The 18511-nt window shown below is 39.0% G+C and carries 9 protein-coding genes and 1 riboswitch; of the genes, 5 read left to right on the forward strand and 4 right to left on the reverse strand.

Annotation, left to right across the window (positions count from 1 at the left end; all coding sequences use genetic code 11):
- Positions 1–5 precede the first annotated feature (5 nt).
- On the reverse strand, positions 6–3080 hold the full coding sequence (locus EFY79_RS08235) for a SusC/RagA family TonB-linked outer membrane protein (protein ID WP_123120217.1): 3075 nt from the start codon (positions 3078–3080) through the stop codon (positions 6–8).
- An 867-nt stretch (positions 3081–3947) separates the two neighbouring features.
- Positions 3948–4059, forward strand: a riboswitch (SAM riboswitch).
- A gap of 399 nt (positions 4060–4458) precedes the next feature.
- On the opposite strand from EFY79_RS08235, the gene EFY79_RS08240 reads away from it, so the two are divergent.
- The 3 genes from EFY79_RS08240 (at position 4459) to EFY79_RS08250 (ending at position 10494) form a co-directional block, all read left to right on the forward strand.
- Complete coding sequence (locus EFY79_RS08240; RefSeq protein ID WP_123120218.1) at positions 4459–7668, forward strand: SusC/RagA family TonB-linked outer membrane protein; 3210 nt, start codon at positions 4459–4461, stop codon at positions 7666–7668.
- A 5-nt stretch (positions 7669–7673) separates the two neighbouring features.
- Entirely contained in the window at positions 7674–9110 is a 1437-nt protein-coding gene (locus EFY79_RS08245; RefSeq protein ID WP_123120219.1) for a SusD/RagB family nutrient-binding outer membrane lipoprotein, read from the forward strand.
- A gap of 118 nt (positions 9111–9228) precedes the next feature.
- Complete coding sequence (locus EFY79_RS08250; RefSeq protein ID WP_123120362.1) at positions 9229–10494, forward strand: peroxiredoxin family protein; 1266 nt, start codon at positions 9229–9231, stop codon at positions 10492–10494.
- Positions 10495–10608: 114 nt separating this feature from the next.
- Here the strand turns inward: EFY79_RS08250 and EFY79_RS08255 are convergent, their stop codons facing one another.
- Positions 10609–10926: a DUF6799 domain-containing protein gene (locus EFY79_RS08255; RefSeq protein WP_148041876.1), complete on the reverse strand. Its 318-nt coding sequence runs from the start codon at positions 10924–10926 to the stop codon at positions 10609–10611.
- 641 nt (positions 10927–11567) lie between these two features.
- On the opposite strand from EFY79_RS08255, the gene EFY79_RS08260 reads away from it, so the two are divergent.
- Positions 11568–12335 carry a hypothetical protein gene (locus EFY79_RS08260; protein WP_148041877.1) on the forward strand — a complete coding sequence of 256 codons (768 nt, stop codon included), beginning with the start codon at positions 11568–11570 and terminating at the stop codon, positions 12333–12335.
- A 210-nt stretch (positions 12336–12545) separates the two neighbouring features.
- Here EFY79_RS08260 and EFY79_RS08265 read toward each other — a convergent pair whose 3' ends face one another.
- Positions 12546–13658 (reverse strand): glycoside hydrolase family 18 protein, encoded by a 1113-nt coding sequence (locus EFY79_RS08265; protein WP_123120222.1) that lies wholly within the window; start codon positions 13656–13658, stop codon positions 12546–12548.
- Positions 13659–13825: 167 nt separating this feature from the next.
- A complete protein-coding gene (locus EFY79_RS08270; protein WP_123120223.1) occupies positions 13826–14371 on the reverse strand; it encodes a plastocyanin/azurin family copper-binding protein in 546 nt (181 codons plus the stop codon).
- 305 nt (positions 14372–14676) lie between these two features.
- On the opposite strand from EFY79_RS08270, the gene rpoB reads away from it, so the two are divergent.
- Positions 14677–18486, forward strand: a complete 3810-nt coding sequence (gene rpoB / locus EFY79_RS08275) for a DNA-directed RNA polymerase subunit beta (protein ID WP_123120224.1) — start codon at positions 14677–14679, stop codon at positions 18484–18486.
- Positions 18487–18511 lie beyond the last annotated feature (25 nt).

Genomic DNA, 18511 nt, shown 5'->3' on the forward strand with positions numbered 1-18511 from the left:
TTAGATTAAAAATTAAGTGTCAGACCGAGGTTCCAAACACGTGGACGGGGATAGGAAAAGAAATCCATATTCTGTGAAAAGGAACCATTATTCCCATAGCCCGAATTAAACGTATCCACTTCCGGATCATATCCTGTATATTTCGTAATTATAAACAGGTTTTGGACACTTGCATAAAAGCGTAGCCGGTTAATTTTTAATTTTTCAGTTGCTTTAAAAGGCAGCGAATACCCTAAAATAAAATTCTGGCCACGAATGAAGGAACCGTCTTCAACCCACCATGTATCAAAATGAGAATCCTGTGCGAATTTATAATTGCGTACCTGTGAAATCATTGTATTTTGATGGTCAGGTGTCCATGCATCCAATACGGTTGCCAGGCTGTTGGCAATGGTTTGCCTGTCCTCGGTTGAATGTTTAAATGTTGCTGCTGTATTTACACCTTCTACAAACCGGATGTCAAAAGAGAAATCCCAATTCTTGTAATTCATTGTGCTGCTGAAAGTGCCGGTCCATTTAGGGTTAGACCTTCCGATGATGCTGTAATAATTACTGCCGTCAGCATTATAAATATATTTCCTGTCGCCCGGCAAAAGATTGTGTTGAGCTGCTTCCAGGCTATCTTTTTCAGAATTACTATAGGTTCCCAGGCGCGTCATTCCATAAAAAGAGCCAATGGGCTCGCCTACGCGTAATATATTAGTTTGGCCAAGAAAATTAGGCCCCGGGAAAATATCCGCATTATTATCATTTAGCTTGAGGATTTTGTTTTTATTTGATGCGAAAATGAAAGTGGTGGACCAGGTGAAATTTTTTGTTTTCACATTTACCGTATTCAGGTTCACCTCTACACCTGAATTCCGAACGCTTCCTACATTTAAATAAACATTGCTGTTTGTCATCCCTGCAGACCATGGAATGGGAGCCTGCAGCAAGAGGTCTTTCGTTACCCTGTTGTAATAATCCACATTAAGTGTAATGCGGTTTTGAAACAAGCCCAACTCGATGCCTCCATCTGCCTGTAACGACCTTTCCCATTTCAGGTCCTGGTTTCCTAAACGGCTTGGCAGTAAGGTAGATTGATTGGCGCCATCCAACACCGTGGTGCTCGGCTGAATTTGAGAAATAGACTGGTATTGGCCAATTTCCTGGTTACCTGATACGCCGTAGCTGGCACGTATTTTTAAATTGCTAATCTTTCTGCTATCCCTGAGAAAATCTTCCTCTGAAACTCTCCACGCAGCGCCTACTGAAGGGAAAAAGGCATATTTATTATTAGCCCCAAACTTTGAAGATCCATCATAACGGCCGGTTGCGGTGAATAAATATTTCCCATCGATATCGTAGTTTAACCTTGCATAATAAGAATTCATCGACCATTGATAGTCGCTTGATTGCGCCTGGGTTATTACAGAACCTGCTTGCAAATAATGCCATTGGAAAAAATCATCAATAAAGTTTTGCGTTTCTGCATAGACTCTTTCCTGTGTGGTTTTGTTCCAGGAAGCGCCTAACAAAGCTGTCAATTTCTGACGGCTGTTTATTGTTTTGTTCCATGTCAGATAATTTTCTGATTGCCAATAGGTGTTGTTGTACGAATTTATATTCGCTACACCTCCCTGGTCTTGTGAAAGGTGAGGTAAATCACCTGCGGAATAAAAGTTATTTTTCTGGCTGCTTAAATTATAACCAAAATCAGTTTTGAAATCCAGATCTTTGGTGATATGAAACAAAAGATAGGCATCTCCGATAGATTGCAGGTTGTTATTTAAAGTAAACCGGCTGTTTGCGGTGTGTACCGGATTTGGCCCTCCTTCCAATCCGGGAATATCATTATTACCGGCCCACGTTCCATCCGGGTATTTTACGGGAACAATAGGAACTTCCTCGCTTACCATCCTGGGCACATTCAGGCCACCATTTCCATCTGATACTACCCGTTGCTTACTTTTCACCACAGAAATATTACCCCCTACTTTAAGCCAGCTTGTTACATCATTATCAAGCGTAAACCTGGCAGAATACCGCTTGAACCATGAATCAATCATCAGACCATTCTGGTCTAAATATCCAAGCGAAAGGCTGTAAAGTGTTTTGTCGGAGCCTCCCTGGAAGTTGAGCTGATGGCTTTGAGAAATGGCAGGCTTATAAACCTCTTCTTCCCAATTGGTATTATATAAAGGCTTATCGTTTGCATCGAACAGTAATGGAAAATTTTCATGGTTGAGTGCTGCAGGTGGCGCCCATGTTCCATGTGTAGGGTCGAACTTCGTACCGTTTGCATAGGCAAGATTATAAACCTTTATAAATTGTTCTGAATTAAGCGTTTTTAAATGACGATACAATTGATTCACGTTCACATTGGCATCATAGGTAATGCGGGTTTTTCCATGAATCCCGCGCTTGGTGGTTATCATAATTACCCCATTAGCACCTCTTGCTCCGTAAATGGCCGTGGAAGAAGCATCCTTCAATACTTCCACTGAGGCTATGTCATTTGGATTAATCGAATTTGCATCAACGCCAATAACGCCGTCCACCACATAGAGCGGGTCAACATTTGAATTAATAGAACCAATTCCGCGGATACGCACCTTTGCCCCGCTACCCGGCGCGCTGCTGTTTATATCTACATTTACGCCCGCAACTTTTCCTTCCAAAGCCTGTGTAAGATTAGGTACCGGCGCATCCATTAATCTGTCTCCCTTAACAGTTGTAACAGCGCCTGTAAGGTCTCTCCGGTTCACTGTTCCATAACCAATGACCACCACTTCATTAAGAACATTGGCTTTTGTATTTAATGCAACATCAATAGTTGTTTGATTTCCTACCGTTACTTCCTTTGACGTAAAACCAGTAGAAGAAAAAACCAAAACAGAACTTGCATCCGGTACTGAAATTTCATAAGCTCCCTGCACGTCGGTTGTTGTGCCGCTGGTAGTTCCTTTAAGGCTAACAGTTACATTGGGAAGAGGAGTTCCATCTTTTTCATTGGTTACTTTTCCTGAAACGGTAACCTGCGCGATTGTGGATACGGAAAGGAAAATAAATGTAATTATGATTATTAGTTTTCTTTTCATAATAAATTAATATTTAAATTATTGTAAATTTCTTGTGTGCCTGGTTAAGCGGTTTATAAGGGTGTGTCTTAAGGAGGAAAAATTTTTATGAGCGCAGTTCGTTTTTGTATAAAAAATAAATTGAGCATGGAAAAAAAGAAACGAACTGTTGAAAATAATTGATAGTTATATTTTGTAATATTTTCAAGTTTGAGCTTGCCTCGTAGTTCCATAATTTGAGGATGGTCATGTCTGTTTTCCAATTGCAACAACTGAAAACGACAAATAAAGATTGGGGGATTTTTTACTCTCATTAAATTAATAACTGTTTAATTATCGCCACACCTGTCTTAAATTCCTGAGACATGATGAGGATTTATACAGCATCAGCAATACATCAAACACATGAATACACTCAAATCCTTCGATAAAATAAATTTTAGTCAGGGTTATGGGGTTACGTTTTATTTCAAGGCAATAACATGAACCAAAAAATTTAGTTGATTCAGAATGCAGAAACTGAAATGTTTGATTCAGAAGGTGCTCCATTAAATTTTTCACAATTATTATGCCGCGCAGTGTATTCCGTATATTTTGACTAACAACTGACAATCATCGGCTTCCGCAAAGATTTGCCAGTAAACGAAGAAATAAGAAGAATTTTTATTTACCCGGCTAATAAACCATCATCTTATCAGAATGAAACAGTGGATTCACTTACAGAAAACAAACTTTTTTTACAGATTCTTATTTTGAAATCTTTTGGATGATTTTCGTTTATGCATGACCGTTATATTCTTTTATTGTTCCATTTATTTTAAAAATATTATCCTATTATTTTGGTAGGATAATAAAGACGCTTTACATTTGCACCAGTTCTTTAGAAATTACTTATCAAGAAAGGCTGAGGGAAAGGCCCTGTGAAGCCTTAGCAACCGTCTCTTGTGGAAAGAGAAATGGTGCTAATTCCGTCACGATTAAAACCGTGGCTAGTTAAGTCAGATGCAAATGGAAAATTTATTTTTACATAGTAGACAGCGCTTCTGATTCCGAAGCGCTTTTTTGTTTGACAAAACCAACTTCTTTTTTTTCAATGGTAATTTTCAAATTATTATTAAAAATTAAAAACAACACAAAGTGAAACAGATCAGCTCGATCAATTTTTGGTTAACCGTTTCTAATAACCGCAGACTACACGCAATGCAAGGTTGCTGTGTCATGCGTGAGCCTTGTCGTTGTCAATAACCTCCCTCTTTTTAGTATAACAATTACTTGTGGGTTACTAATGCAGTATCGCGAACTGCAGAAAGTATCCTGACGCTATGGCTATGCTCTATCGGGGAGGTAAACACTTTTCATTCGTTCATCAAACTTTTATTCATTCATTAATCCAAATAATATGTTCAGTAATTTAAGGGTATTATTTAAAAGCTTTAGGTTGATAGCAGGATTTATATTTGTCCTGTTATCACAAAGCGCAACTGCACAAACATTTTCAATAAATGGAACAGTCATTTCAAAAAAAACCGGACAGCCCCTTGCCGCTGTAACCGTTGTTGATAAAGGGAGTAAGCAATCTGCGATAACCGATGAAAACGGAAATTTTCAATTGAATGTGGCAGGAAAAAGCGCACTTGTTTTTTCATCTGTAGGTTTTAAGTCGCAGGAAATAAATGTTGGCCCCAACAACACTTCTATAAAAGTTTCTTTAGAAGAAGAAGAAAATGTTTTGAACGAAGTAGTGATAACGGCCCTGGGAATTTCCAAAGAAAAGAAATCGTTAGGCTATGCAGTTCAGGAGCTGAAATCGAAAGATATTTCCGAAGCCAAAGAAACCAATCTTGTAAATGAATTAGCGGGAAAAATTGCCGGTGTAAATGTTACGAACAGCCAGGGCGATATGGGATCGTCAAGAATTATTATTCGTGGCGAAACTTCTATCGATGGAAATAATCAACCGCTGTTTGTAGTGGATGGCGTTCCGGTTGATAATTCGCAGTTGTTAGGAAATGCCAGCTCCAGGGATTTTGCCAATGCCATTTCTGATATTAATTCAGAAGATATAGAATCCATCAGTGTGCTGAAAGGCCCGAATGCCGCGGCTCTTTATGGTTCACGTGCAGCAGCGGGAGTTATTTTGATAAAGACAAAAAGTGGTAAAAATAAAAAAGGCCTTGGCATCACGCTTAATTCAAATACTACTTTTTCCAACTTATTGATTTTACCAACTTATCAAAATTCATTCGGACAAGGGTCTAACGGTAAGTTCAGTTTTGTAGATGGAAAAGGCGACGGAATAAATGATGGTGTGGATGAAAGCTGGGGGCCGGCACTGGACGGACAATTGATTCCACAATTTTATTCAAAAGGAGTTCCGGTGCCTTTTGTAGCGCATCCAAATAATGTTCGCAATTTTTTCAACACCGGGTATACATTTAACAATGGCGTTGCCATTGCCGGTTCTGATGAAAAATATGACTTTCGTTTTTCTTATAATAATCAAAAGCAAACCGGTGTAATCCCCAATTCAGAACAGGGAAAAAATTCATTTCTTCTAAATACAAGTTATCATATCACTCCCAGCTTAACCTTACACGCCATTGCTAATTATGTCCGTGATGATGCAGATAATCTTCCCGGTTCCGGTGGAAAAAGATCAACGAGTACGATGCTTCAATTCACGTGGTTTGGCCGGCAGGTTGATATCAGCCAGTTAAAAAATTACCGTGATGCTGATGGAAATACTTTTAACTGGAACAATAGTTATTACAGCAATCCATATTTTGTTGCTTATGAAAATACAGTAGGACAGAGGCGCGACCGCATCATTGGAAGCGTTGAATTGAATTATCAAATCGGTAAAAATTTCGTTGCCAATTTGCGTAGCGGAAATGATTATTACACAGACCGCAGAAAATTAAAAATTGCCTACGGCACCAGCGGAACGCCTTATGGTTCTTATGAAGAAGATGCTTATACCTTAAGCGAAAACAATACAGAAGCAACACTTGATTTTAATAAAAAAATTAATAGTGATTTTTCAATAGATATTTTGGGAGGGGGAAACATCCGCAGCAACAGTTATGAAGAAAATGATCAGGTGGCTCCTAAGCTTGCTGTGGCCGGGGTTTACACGCTAAGTAATTCACGCGACCCGCTCATATCATCCAACTATTTCAGCAGATTAAAAACCTATAGTTTATTTTCTTCTGCGCAAATAGGCTTTAGAAATTATGCATACCTAAATCTTACAGCGAGGAACGACTGGTCGTCTTCTTTACCCGCAGAAAATCTATCCTATTTTTATCCTTCAATAAATGGAAGCCTTATTTTAACCCAGGCGCTGGATATTAAAAGTGATGTTTTAAGTTATCTGAAATTACGCGGTGGATGGTCAAAGGTCGGTAAGGCAGCAGATGCATATCAACTGATAAATGTTTATAATTTCACCGCGCCTTTTGGTTCCAACCCGCAGCAAAGCGCGGCAAGCAAAGATCTTAATCCGAATTTAAAACCAGAAACCACCACCTCTGCAGAAGCAGGTGCGGAAGTAGGTTTATTCAATGATGCGCTACACCTTGATTTGAGCGTTTATAATATGAACAGCATTGATCAGATTTTAAGCGTGGATGTAAGCCCATCAACAGGCTATACCAAAAAATTAATAAACGGCGGCAAAATAAATAATAAAGGTTTTGAAGCGCAGGCAGCCATTAAAATTATCAAAAACAGCCAATTTAGATGGGACGTTAATTTAAATTATTCACAGAATCACAGTGAGGTGTTAGAACTGGATAAGGAAGGCAGATTACAGAGCTATGTTTTAGGCTCAGACCGCACGGTGCAGGTGCTTGCTGCAGTTGGCCAGCCTTATGGAACCTTGTTTGGCAACGCTTATTTACGCAATGCTTCCGGGGAAATAATTGTAAAGGCAGATGGAACGCCAGCCATAAATCCGACAAAACAATATCTCGGAAAATTTACTCCCGATTGGTTAGGGGGAATTAATAACAGCTTTTATTATAAAGGCATTAATCTTAGTTTTCTTGTTGATGCCAGAATTGGCGGGTCAATTTATTCAAACACTAACCGCACCGGCACTTATACAGGCGTACTTGCAACCACAATGCCTGGTAGGGATGCCGCACATGGAGGATTAGCCTATTATTACCCAGATAATCAAACTTCTGAAGCTGCAGTGCAATTATCTGACGGAGCAACAACGGGGCCCGGCGGAGAAATGGTTTATCATGATGGAAATATTTTTCCCGGAGTAACACAGGATGGCAAGCCTAATACAACAATTTTGCCGGCACAGCAATATTATAAAGGATTTACAAACGTAGATGAGCAATTTGTGTATGATGCATCTTTTGTAAAACTGCGTGAAGTAAAATTAAGTTACACTTTGCCATCAAGATGGATAGCAAACATTGGTTTCCAAAGCGCCACTGTTTCTCTTGTTGGCCGCAACTTTTGGATCATCTATAAAAAAGTTCCCAACATAGATCCTGAAACCGCTTTCAACACCGGTAACGCACAAGGGCTTGAAGATTTAACTCTTCCAACCGTTCGCAATATTGGTTTTAATATCAACCTTAAATTTTAATAATCATGAAACTTAAATATGCTTCTTTACTATTTTTCTCCATCCTTTTATTTTCAGTAACATCGTGCAAAAAAGAGCTGGTAAAGGTGAACAGAAATCCAAATGCAGCACAAATAGCTCAGCCAAATTATTTATTGACAGCGGCTACAAAATCTGCGATAGATGAATATTGGGCAATTACACGAGGTACCAACCCCAGTTCACTTTTTGTACAACACTGGGCGATGATACAATACACCGATCCTGACCGGTATATTTTCACCAATAATGATTTCCAGGAATTGTGGACCGTGGAATATTCAAGCATTGTAAATCTTGATGAAATAATTAACCTTGCTGATGAGCAGGAAAATCCAAACTACAAAGGGGTAGCGCTTGTTTTGCGCTCATGGGCTTTTTCATTGCTTACAGATGCCTTCGGTGATATTCCTTATTCGCAAGCCATCCAGATCGATAAATATCTGACACCGGCTTATGATGCGCAAAAAGATGTTTATGAAGGGATATTAGATGATTTAAAAACTGCACAGGCGGCTCTTGATCCAGATGGAAAAGCAATAGCAGGGGATATCATTTACAACAATAATATTTCTCTTTGGAAAAAGTTTGCGAACTCTCTGCGGTTAAGAATTGCACTTCGTATTTCAGATCGGGAACCTGAAATTTCAAAACAGGTTTTGGCAGACATTCAAAATGAAGGCGGCTCGTTTATTAGTAGTAACGATGAAATTGCACAACTGGTGTATCTGAATTCCCCAAATCAAAATCCGATCAGTAATTATTTTGACACAAGGGATGATTATCGAATCAGTAAAACAATTGTTGATAAATTAATTGAACTTCATGACCCGCGGTTACCAATTTATGCTAACAAAACAAAAGATCCAACTCCGCAGCAATATGTGGGGCTTCCGAATGGATTGCTGGTAGGTGATGCAAGTAGTTATGGATTTTCAAAAACCTCAAAGCCCGGTGATTATTTTAGCAATCCTCATGCTCCGGCAGTGATTATAAGTTATGCGGAAGTTTTGTTTGACAGAGCTGAAGCGGCTGCGCGTGGCTTCACGAACGAGAATGCAGGAGATCTATACAAACAAGCTATTCTTGCTTCTTTAGATCAATATAATATTTCTAATGCAGATGCAACTGCTTACGTTAATTCTGCAGATGTAGAATATGATGCTGCCAACTTTAAGAAATCAATTGGCGAACAAAAGTGGATCGCCTTATTCGGCCAGGGTTTGGAAGCGTACGCTGAATGGCGCAGACTGGATTATCCACAGTTGCAACCTGCTGTTGCCGGGGTTTTGAACGGACAAATTCCTTTGAGATTTATTTATCCTGGAACAGAACAATCGCTAAATGGAAAAAGTTACCAGGAAGCGTTAAGTGACCAGGGGGCAGATGTATTGACCACAAGACTATGGTTTGACGTTAAATAAACAAATACCGCCGTTTTTTATTTTACATAAAAAAATAAAAAACGGCGGTATTAATGATTTTTCAACACAATGATTTGTGTCGTCTTTTAAAATGGTTTTAAAAAGAACAAAAAATATTATGAAAAAAAGAGAAATGGTTCCTCATAAAATGGTATTTGGATTTTGCATTTTTGTTTTTGCTTTGGTTGCTGTCCGATGGTCAGAAAAGCCAACCCAATTGAAAAATGGTTTTTGGAGGGCAACGATTCAACGGCCGGATGGTCAACAGATTGTTTTTAATTTTCAAAGTAAAGATAGTGCCGGCAAAAAAATCATGTATGTCATAAACGGCCAGGAACATTTGTTGGTCGACAGCATTCAAACCCGTGCCGATTCTGTATTTATCGAAATGCCATTCTTTGAATCAAGCTTCAAAGCAAAAATAAATAGCGCAGGAAACTTAGAAGGAATTTGGATAAAAAAGTATGGTGAAAGAATACAGGTCTTGCCTTTTGAAGCGGTGTATGATACGAAAGAAAGATTTCATGTTTCTGGTCCCCCGGTTGCAAATATTACCGGGAGATGGGTAACGGAATTTAAAACAAAAAATAATTCGGATACCATTGTTGCAGAATTCAAACAGAAAGGATCACATTTATCAGGAACCTTTCTGGATCCTACCGGCGATTATCGTTATTTAGATGGCGTGGTGAGTGGCGATAGTTTAAAATTATCCACTTTTGATGGGGCACATGCTTTTTTATTTACAGCAAAAATTGATAATGATAAAAAGATATCAGGAGGTAAATTTTATTCCGGCGCAAGAAGTATCAGTGATTGGAATGCCGTGAAAAATGCTAAAGCAGAAGTAGAGGATGGTTTTGGTGAAACAAAAATAAAAGCCGGTTCGGGTAAATTAAATTTCACCTTTCCAAACAGTACTGATGGAAGTGAAGTTTCTATTAATGATAAAAAATATGAGGGCAAAGTGGTAGTGATTCAAATCCTGGGTTCATGGTGCCCGAATTGTATGGATGAAACAAAATTTCTGAGTGATTATTACGATGAAAATCACCAACGCGGAGTCGAAATAATCGGCCTCTCTTATGAGCGAACCACCGATTTTATTGAATCCCAGAAAGCGTTGCAGCCATTCAAAAAAAGATTCAATGTTAAATATCCCATCCTGATAACCGGCGTAACCGTTTCAGATTCTTTACGAGCTGAAAAAACGTTACCACAACTGGAATCAATAAATGCCTTTCCTACGACCATTTTCGTAGATAAGAAAGGGAACATCAGCAAAATCGAAAGTGGTTTCAACGGCCCGGCAACAGGAGAACATTACACGGAATTCAAAAAAGAATTCAATAAAATAATTGATGAATTGCTCGCGGAAAAGTGATGACTGCCTTATTTGATGCTACTAATCATCGCGTGGAAAAGCGTATGTGAAAAGAAGAGGTTGCCGTTGTAAGGCAACCTCTTTGTGGAATAAATGAAAAACGAAAAAACCATCTTATTTTTCAGTTGTTTCCCCGATATTCCCGTCTGCGTCAATATACTGGCCATCTTTCAGGGCTTCTGTCTTGCCATTTTTTGTAATCTCACCAGTGGTTTTTACCACAGTTCCATCAGATAGAGTTACGTCATTGGCCATCGCAGCGATGTTCCCGTTTTTGACGGTCCACATTTTACTGTTCTTGAAAACATACATGTCCTTCTGTTGCTGTTGCGTTTGTTCAGTAGGAGAGGTCGTTGAAGTGCCCGTGGAGTCCTGGGCAAAAGCGCCAAAAGAAAGCGCAGCGCCAATCATTGCTAAAAATACTTTTTTCATGGTTGTTTGTTTTAACGGTTAGGGTTTAGATTAAGTTTACCTGATAAGTCTAAAACCATACCAAAGCTTTGGACGGATTCAATTGTTGGCAAATCCTTTAGAAAAATGAATGCGTTATTATTTCAAACTTTTACCCCTCATGCCCAATAAAATACCTGTCATTCCGTGGTTATTATTTTGGTAAGAATAACGGGATTTCTCCCTCCTGGCTGGTCTCCTCACCCGACATTTAAAAGATCCGTATCTGAGAAAAATGTAGGCGGTTTTTAAATATTTAGGAGTACGAAAGAAAAAATCCGATAATAATTAAGTGATTATAAAACAGAACAAGAAGACAGAATTATATCTTCTGGCAAAGAGACCCTTTGGCAATATTGATAACCGGCAGAAAGATGGCCAGGAGAAAAATTGGATTATTTGCATTACAGCCCTCTTCAATCCCATTTGCAATTTTGTAAAGATCCAATTGACTATAAGTTCTCATCTCCCCGGTTTTACGAAACAGGGAAAGATAAATTTAACCTCATGACTTACTATACGGATAAATTATGATTGAGAAATGTAGAATGGGGACACCCGCCACAAAGAGGGGAATACTTTTAAATGAAATGAACATTTATTACTTTAGTAAAAAATTGCGTATGAGAAAAATACTATTTATTCTATGGGTATTGCCTATACTTGGATATGGCCAAAATATAGAAACAGTAAAAAATCCTCACTATAAAAAGCAAAAGATAGAGGGACTTGGAAATCTGAAGATCAATAAAACTAATATAAGTATAATTGACAGCCTTTCTAAATTGCCAGATGTGAAATATGATTATACAGCGTATACTTTGGGAAATATTCCGTTAAAGAATGCCGAATCTACCTCGCTTACAGAAATGTATGAATTAAAAAAAGATTCTTCGACTTTAGAAAAAGAATTTGACACACATGCTGTTTATGCAAAAAATGTAAAAGTGTTTTATCTAAATTATTTTCAGGCAGGTGGAATAGATGTCAATAATATTTACTTAACGTTTCATAATGGCATTTTGATAAAAATAGAGATTGGGTTACAAGGTTTACACAATGAGGTTGATAATGCTTTTCTTACAAAATACGGGATGCCTGTAAAAATAACGACAATCACAAAGCCTATCACTTGTCAGAATGGATTTGGGGCCGTTTTTTACTATAAAGATGAATATATTTCATCATATTGGACTTCTGAGATTAACAATGTGGTTGCAGAAAAAACTTCCTCCACTTATTATATAAACTGTAAACCAGTTTATTCTTTTAGCTTTTCCATTTTTGATGAAAAAAAAATGAACTTAATCAATGCAGAACAAGAAAAAAATATTAAAGTGATTGATTCTTTAAAGAATACGATTCCAAAGGAAAAATTGAAGGATTTTTAAAAAATATGTAACTTAACCAATTTGAATATTATTTTTTTATTCCGATTCATTCCTACTTTCCTCAATTATATTCAATAATCCATGTCTTAGCCGAGTCTCCGCAGGAGACTTGGCATGAAGTCAGATTATTTTGCGAATAATATTACGAAACTCTTGATTTAAAAGCCAAAATAAAAAAAGGTAATGAATGTCTGTTTACTATAGGTTTTTCTAAAAATGAAAATCATTTTTATCCGTTTCACTTCTCCTTTCGTCAATTATATTCAACAATCCATCTGAAAAAGTATCTTCTGCCAGTTGCCAAAACATGATGCCATTCAGGTGGTTTTTTATTGCGTATTCAGTTTTTAATTTTATGGAAGTTGAATCATCATACGTAACGAATAGTTTTTCTTCTGCATTAAATGCGTAGGGCGCTTTTGCGACTGGGTCCCAATATTTGGTAAATCCGGGATTGCCGGTAAAGATATCTGCAAAGTGCTTATAGGGAACGCCCCGGTAAAATTGAGCAGGCTGATATAGTCCGTGATTGGCGGTATCTTCTGTTTTAAAAATTCTTGCATAAAACGCCGCGCCTACCGCTATTTTATTGGCAGGCACGCCGGCTGCAATTAATTTATTTACACCATTATCTACTGATTCTATTTTTTGCGGCGAAGAATACAAGGGCGTGTGATGGCCGGAAATTTTGCTGAAGCCGCTGGTAAGGTCATAGCTCATCAAATTCACCCGGTTTACCAAAGGCATTACTTTTTTCCAGTCAATGGCAGAATCAATATAAGAAGGAAACCCTCCGGCAGCAAAGCTGATCTCATTATTTTTGCCCAGTTTCTTTCTTAGCTGCTTTACCAACGCAGTAAAATTCTTCTTGTCGGCAAGGCTAAAGGGATGTCCCGGGTAGCCTTCCACGACAGGATATTCCCAGTCAAGGTCTATTCCATCGGTTCCAAAATAGTCGTTTAAATCTTTGGTTGATTTTGCAAAGGCTTTCCTTCCTTTTTTACTTGCAAACACATCCGAACAGGTTTTGCAGCCGCCCCAGCCTCCAAGAGAGAGCATTACTTTTAAATTGGGGTTCCGTTTTTTTAAACTGACCATATTTCTGATGGTAGCGCTGTCGCGCGCATTGGCCACAGATAACGTGTCACCTTTTAAATGGCAAAAGCTGAATATAAGATGGGTAAGCTGTTCCACCTGAAAGCTATCGATCATAGTGGGGCTTCCGGCATAATAGGCTATTACACTTACAGGCTTTTCTTTTTTTTGGGATTTACCAATTGAAGCAAAGCAAATAAAAGCAAGAAGAAGTAAAGAACGTATCATAAGAAATCTTTTGTGAATCCTGAAAATAATTAACCATAGCAAGCGACCATACCTGCCGGTAGGCAAACAAATCTCTCTCTTTTTTATTTTCTAACCGAAAGATAAGTATAAGTATAAAAAAAACGGCCATGGAAGGCCGCTTTCAAAAGTTTAAGAGATTTGATTAATTATTGAGCAACAATCTTTCCGTGCATAGTGCCAAAGTGGCCTGGGAAAGTGCAAATGAAGTCATAAACGCCTGCATCAGGAAGAGTGAACGTAATCTGGTCACTTTCACCAGGGCCTAACAATTTAGTGTGGGCAATTACATCATCTTTCATTGATTCAGGAATGTGTGCGGTGGCTGCTGCAGGAACTGCGGCTTCGCCAAATTTCTGTACATCTGTTCCCTGTTGCAATATCACTACGTTGTGAGACATAGCTGCTGCAGGCTGAGTACCTATATTTTTAAAATCTAAAGTAATTTTCTGGCCTGCTTTTACTTTGAAAAGGGTTATATCATACTGTAGCTGATCGTTCCCTGTAAGCTTAATGTGGTCAGTTACTGAAACGGTGTCAATTCCGGGAATATCAGCTCCGGGCGCTTCTGCTGCTGCAGGTGCGGTAGTAGTATCTTCTGTAGCTGTTGAATTTTCATCACTTGAGCTATTGCCGCCACAAGAAGCTAAAAATAACATTGCTGCTGCTGCAGGAAGAAAAAATAATTTTTTCATGGTTTAAATTTTAAATGGTTATTTAAGTGGCGCAAAATTAAGGCATATTCGATTACAATTAAAACATAGTTGTGATTATTGCACGGTTTATCCATTAAAAGAAACATTTTTCCCAAATTCGGAAATTATCGGTGTTTGAAACTTTATTTTGAAGAGTTCAAAAAAATGGTTAAGGTTTGGTAAAGAATTTATTCAGTTTCAAAAAAATGTTTACTTTTGCAATCCTTTAAATTTCGGCACGTGTACAATTTAATATAATAATCCGTTTTAAAGGCTCTCTCATTTTAAAATATTTTAACTAAAATATGCCTTCAACTAAAGTAGCTCCGACACAAAGACTCAGTTTTGGAAAAATTGAACATTTGGCGGAAACTCCAGACCTATTAGGAATACAAATCCAGTCTTTTAAAGATTTTTTCCAGTTAGAAACCACCCCCGACAAACGTAACGTAGAAGGGTTATTCCGTGTGTTTAAGGAAAATTTTCCTATTAATGATACCCGTAATATTTTCATGCTGGAATTCCTGGATTATTTTGTTGATCCACCCAGGTACACCATTGAAGAGTGTATCGAAAGGGGATTAACCTATGCAGTTCCTCTAAAAGCTAAACTTCGTTTAAGTTGTAACGATGAGGAACACGTGGACTTTCAGACTATCGTGCAGGACGTTTTCCTGGGAAACATTCCCTATATGACGCCGCGCGGTACTTTTGTTATTAATGGCGCTGAAAGGGTAGTAGTTTCTCAACTACACCGCTCTCCGGGCGTTTTCTTCGGTCAAAGCACTCATCCAAACGGAACGAAAATTTATTCTGCCAGGGTAATTCCTTTTAAAGGAGCCTGGATGGAATTTGCTACAGACATTAATAATGTAATGTATGCTTATATCGACCGTAAGAAAAAATTCCCCGTTACCACTTTGCTTCGATCTATCGGGTATGAAACTGATAAAGACATCCTGGAACTTTTTGGGATGGCTGTGGAAGTGAAAGCCGACAAAAAAACACTTGCAGCCAATGTGGGAAAAAGATTGGCGGCGCGTGTGTTGCGCAGTTGGGTGGAAGATTTTGTGGATGAAGATACCGGAGAGGTTGTAAGCCTTGAAAGAAATGAAATCGTTCTGGAAAGAGATACTATCCTCGATGAAGAAAACATTGAAATGATACTTGAGCTGGATGTAAAGAGTGTATTTATCCAGCGCGAAGAAGTAAGCGGCGATTATGCAATTATATATAATACCTTAAATAAGGATACTTCAAACAGTGAAATTGAAGCGGTTCAGCATATTTACCGGCAGTTGCGCGGTGCAGATGCCCCCGATGACGAAACAGCAAGAGGCATTATTGATAAATTATTCTTCAGTGATAAACGCTATGATCTTGGTGAAGTAGGCCGGTACAAAATCAACAGGAAACTGGGCCTGGATTATCCTATCACTAAAAAGGTATTGACTAAAGAAGATATCATTGCCATCATTAAATACCTGGTTTTATTAACCAATGCTAAAAGCGAGATTGATGATATTGACCACTTAAGCAATCGCCGTGTCCGTACGGTAGGCGAACAATTATATGCGCAGTTTGGCGTCGGTTTAGCCCGTATGGCCCGTACTATCCGTGAAAGGATGAACGTGAGGGACAATGAAGTGTTTACACCAGTTGACCTGATTAACGCAAGAACTTTATCTTCCGTTATCAATTCTTTCTTTGGAACTTCACAATTGTCTCAATTTCTCGATCAGACAAATCCATTAAGCGAGATTACACATAAACGCCGTATATCCGCCCTCGGGCCCGGCGGTTTGAGCAGGGAGCGTGCGGGATTTGAAGTTCGTGACGTTCACTATTCTCACTACGGCCGCCTTTGCACTATTGAAACTCCTGAAGGGCCAAACATTGGATTGATATCCACTCTTTGTGTTCACGCGAAGATCAACGAAATGGGTTTCATTGAAACGCCATACCGTAAAGTACATGATGGACATGTGGACATGAAAAAGGTGTATTTCTTAAGCGCAGAGGAAGAGGATACAGCTAAAATTGCACAGGCAAATGCGCCCCTGGATGATAATTCAGATTTTATATACGACAAAGTGAAATCCCGCGAGACAGGTGATTTCCCGATTCTGGAAAAAAATGAAGTGGAATATATGGACGTGGCTCCTAACCAGATTGTTGGTTTGAGCGCTTCGCTGATTCCATTTCTTGAACATGACGATGCCAACCGTGCGCTGATGGGGTCAAATATGCAACGCCAGGCAGTTCCATTGATTTTGCCGCAGGCGCCGATTGTGGGAACAGGGCTCGAAGGTAAAGCGGCCAGGGATGCAAGAATTCAGATTCATGCAGACGGTGATGGTGTGGTTGAATACGTAGATGCAAATGAAATTCACGTTCGCTATAACAGAAGCCATTCTCAAAAAATAGTAAGCTTTGAAAATGATTTAATTGTTTACAGGCTGACCAAGTTTATTAAAACCAACCAAAGCACTTGTATCAATCTTCGCCCCGCTGTAAAAATCGGGCAGGTTGTAAAGGCAGGCGATTTCCTGACCGAAGGCTATGCTACCAAAGATGGTGAGCTTGCCTTGGGCCGAAACCTTAAGGTCGCCTTCATGCCATGGAAGGGATATAATTTTGAAGATGCAATTGTAATCAGTGAAAAAGTAGTGAAGGAAGATTTATTTACTTCTATTCATATTGATGAGTTTGAGCTTGAAGTTCGTGATACTAAATTAGGTGAGGAAGAATTAACTCCTGATATTCCCAACATTAGCGAAGAAGCTACAAAGGATCTTGATCAGAACGGTGTAATTCGTGTAGGCGCACATGTGAAAGAAGGTGATATCATTATCGGAAAAATTACGCCAAAAGGCGAAAGTGATCCTACACCGGAAGAAAAATTATTGCGCGCTATATTTGGTGACAAGGCCGGTGATGCAAAGGATGCTTCTTTGAAGGCACCAAGCGGAACTGAAGGCGTTGTAATTGACAAAAAATTATTCCAGCGCGCCAAAAAGGATAAAAACGGCAAAGTGAAGGAAAAGTCTATCCTGGAAAAAATAGACAGGGTTCATGAAAAAAATGACACCGATCTTCATGAGTTGTTAATCAGTAAACTGCTGGTTTTATTAAAAGATAAATCCTCTGCCGGCGTTAGCAATAATTTCGGTGAGATGCTGATAGGAAAGGGCGCCAAGTTTACCCAAAAAAATCTGAGTAACATAGACTATCAGAATGTGAACCCGCTGGGCTGGACCGGAGATTCAAAAACAGATGAGCATATCAATGTCCTGTTGCATAATTATAATATCAAATACAACGAAGAGTTAGGAAGATACAAGCGCGAAAAGTTCAATATTTCCATAGGCGATGAGTTGCCTGCCGGAGTATTAAAACTGGCTAAAGTTTATCTTGGTGTAAAACGCAAGCTGAAAGTGGGAGATAAAATGGCTGGTCGCCACGGAAACAAAGGGATTGTTGCGAAAATTGTAAGGCAGGAAGACATGCCGTTCCTTGAAGACGGAACTCCGGTTGATATCGTTTTGAATCCGCTGGGTGTACCAAGCCGTATGAATCTTGGGCAGATTTACGAAACTGTTTTGGGCTGGGCAGGTGAAAAGCTTGGAAAAACTTATGGCACTCCGATTTTTGACGGCGCATCAGTTGATGAGATTGCAAAAGAAATCGCAGATGCCAACCTTCCATTATTTGGCCATACTTTCCTGTATGATGGTGAAACCGGCGAACGTTTTGACCAGAAGGCCACCGTTGGAGTGATTTACATGATTAAATTACACCACATGGTGGATGATAAAATGCATGCACGTTCTATCGGGCCATATAGTTTGATTACACAGCAGCCCCTTGGTGGTAAAGCTCAATTCGGTGGACAGAGATTTGGGGAAATGGAAGTTTGGGCATTGGAAGCCTATGGCGCGTCAAACATCCTGCAGGAATTACTGACATTGAAGTCTGATGATATCATCGGCAGGGCAAAAACGTATGAAGCTATTGTGAAGGGCGACAATATCCCAAGGCCGGGCGTTCCGGAATCATTCAATGTATTGGTTCATGAATTAAGAGGTTTGGGATTAGATCTTCAGTTTGAATAATTCAATTGCTTTTGGCTAAGCCGAC

Origin of the sequence: Hanamia caeni (genome assembly GCF_003721595.1) — a bacterium.
Taxonomy (GTDB): domain Bacteria; phylum Bacteroidota; class Bacteroidia; order Chitinophagales; family Chitinophagaceae; genus Ginsengibacter; species Ginsengibacter caeni.

Bases quoted from the DNA above. Each gene is read 5' to 3' on its own strand.
- EFY79_RS08235 (WP_123120217.1), bottom strand. From the start codon at position 3,080: ATGAAAAGAAAACTAATAATCATAATTACATTTATTTTCCTTTCCGTA.
- EFY79_RS08265 (WP_123120222.1), bottom strand. From the start codon at position 13,658: ATGATACGTTCTTTACTTCTTCTTGCTTTTATTTGCTTTGCTTCAATT.
- EFY79_RS08245 (WP_123120219.1), top strand. From the start codon at position 7,674: ATGAAACTTAAATATGCTTCTTTACTATTTTTCTCCATCCTTTTATTT.
- EFY79_RS08270 (WP_123120223.1), bottom strand. From the start codon at position 14,371: ATGAAAAAATTATTTTTTCTTCCTGCAGCAGCAGCAATGTTATTTTTA.
- EFY79_RS08250 (WP_123120362.1), top strand. From the start codon at position 9,229: ATGAAAAAAAGAGAAATGGTTCCTCATAAAATGGTATTTGGATTTTGC.
- EFY79_RS08240 (WP_123120218.1), top strand. From the start codon at position 4,459: ATGTTCAGTAATTTAAGGGTATTATTTAAAAGCTTTAGGTTGATAGCA.
- EFY79_RS08260 (WP_148041877.1), top strand. From the start codon at position 11,568: ATGAGAAAAATACTATTTATTCTATGGGTATTGCCTATACTTGGATAT.
- rpoB (WP_123120224.1), top strand. From the start codon at position 14,677: ATGCCTTCAACTAAAGTAGCTCCGACACAAAGACTCAGTTTTGGAAAA.
- EFY79_RS08255 (WP_148041876.1), bottom strand. From the start codon at position 10,926: ATGAAAAAAGTATTTTTAGCAATGATTGGCGCTGCGCTTTCTTTTGGC.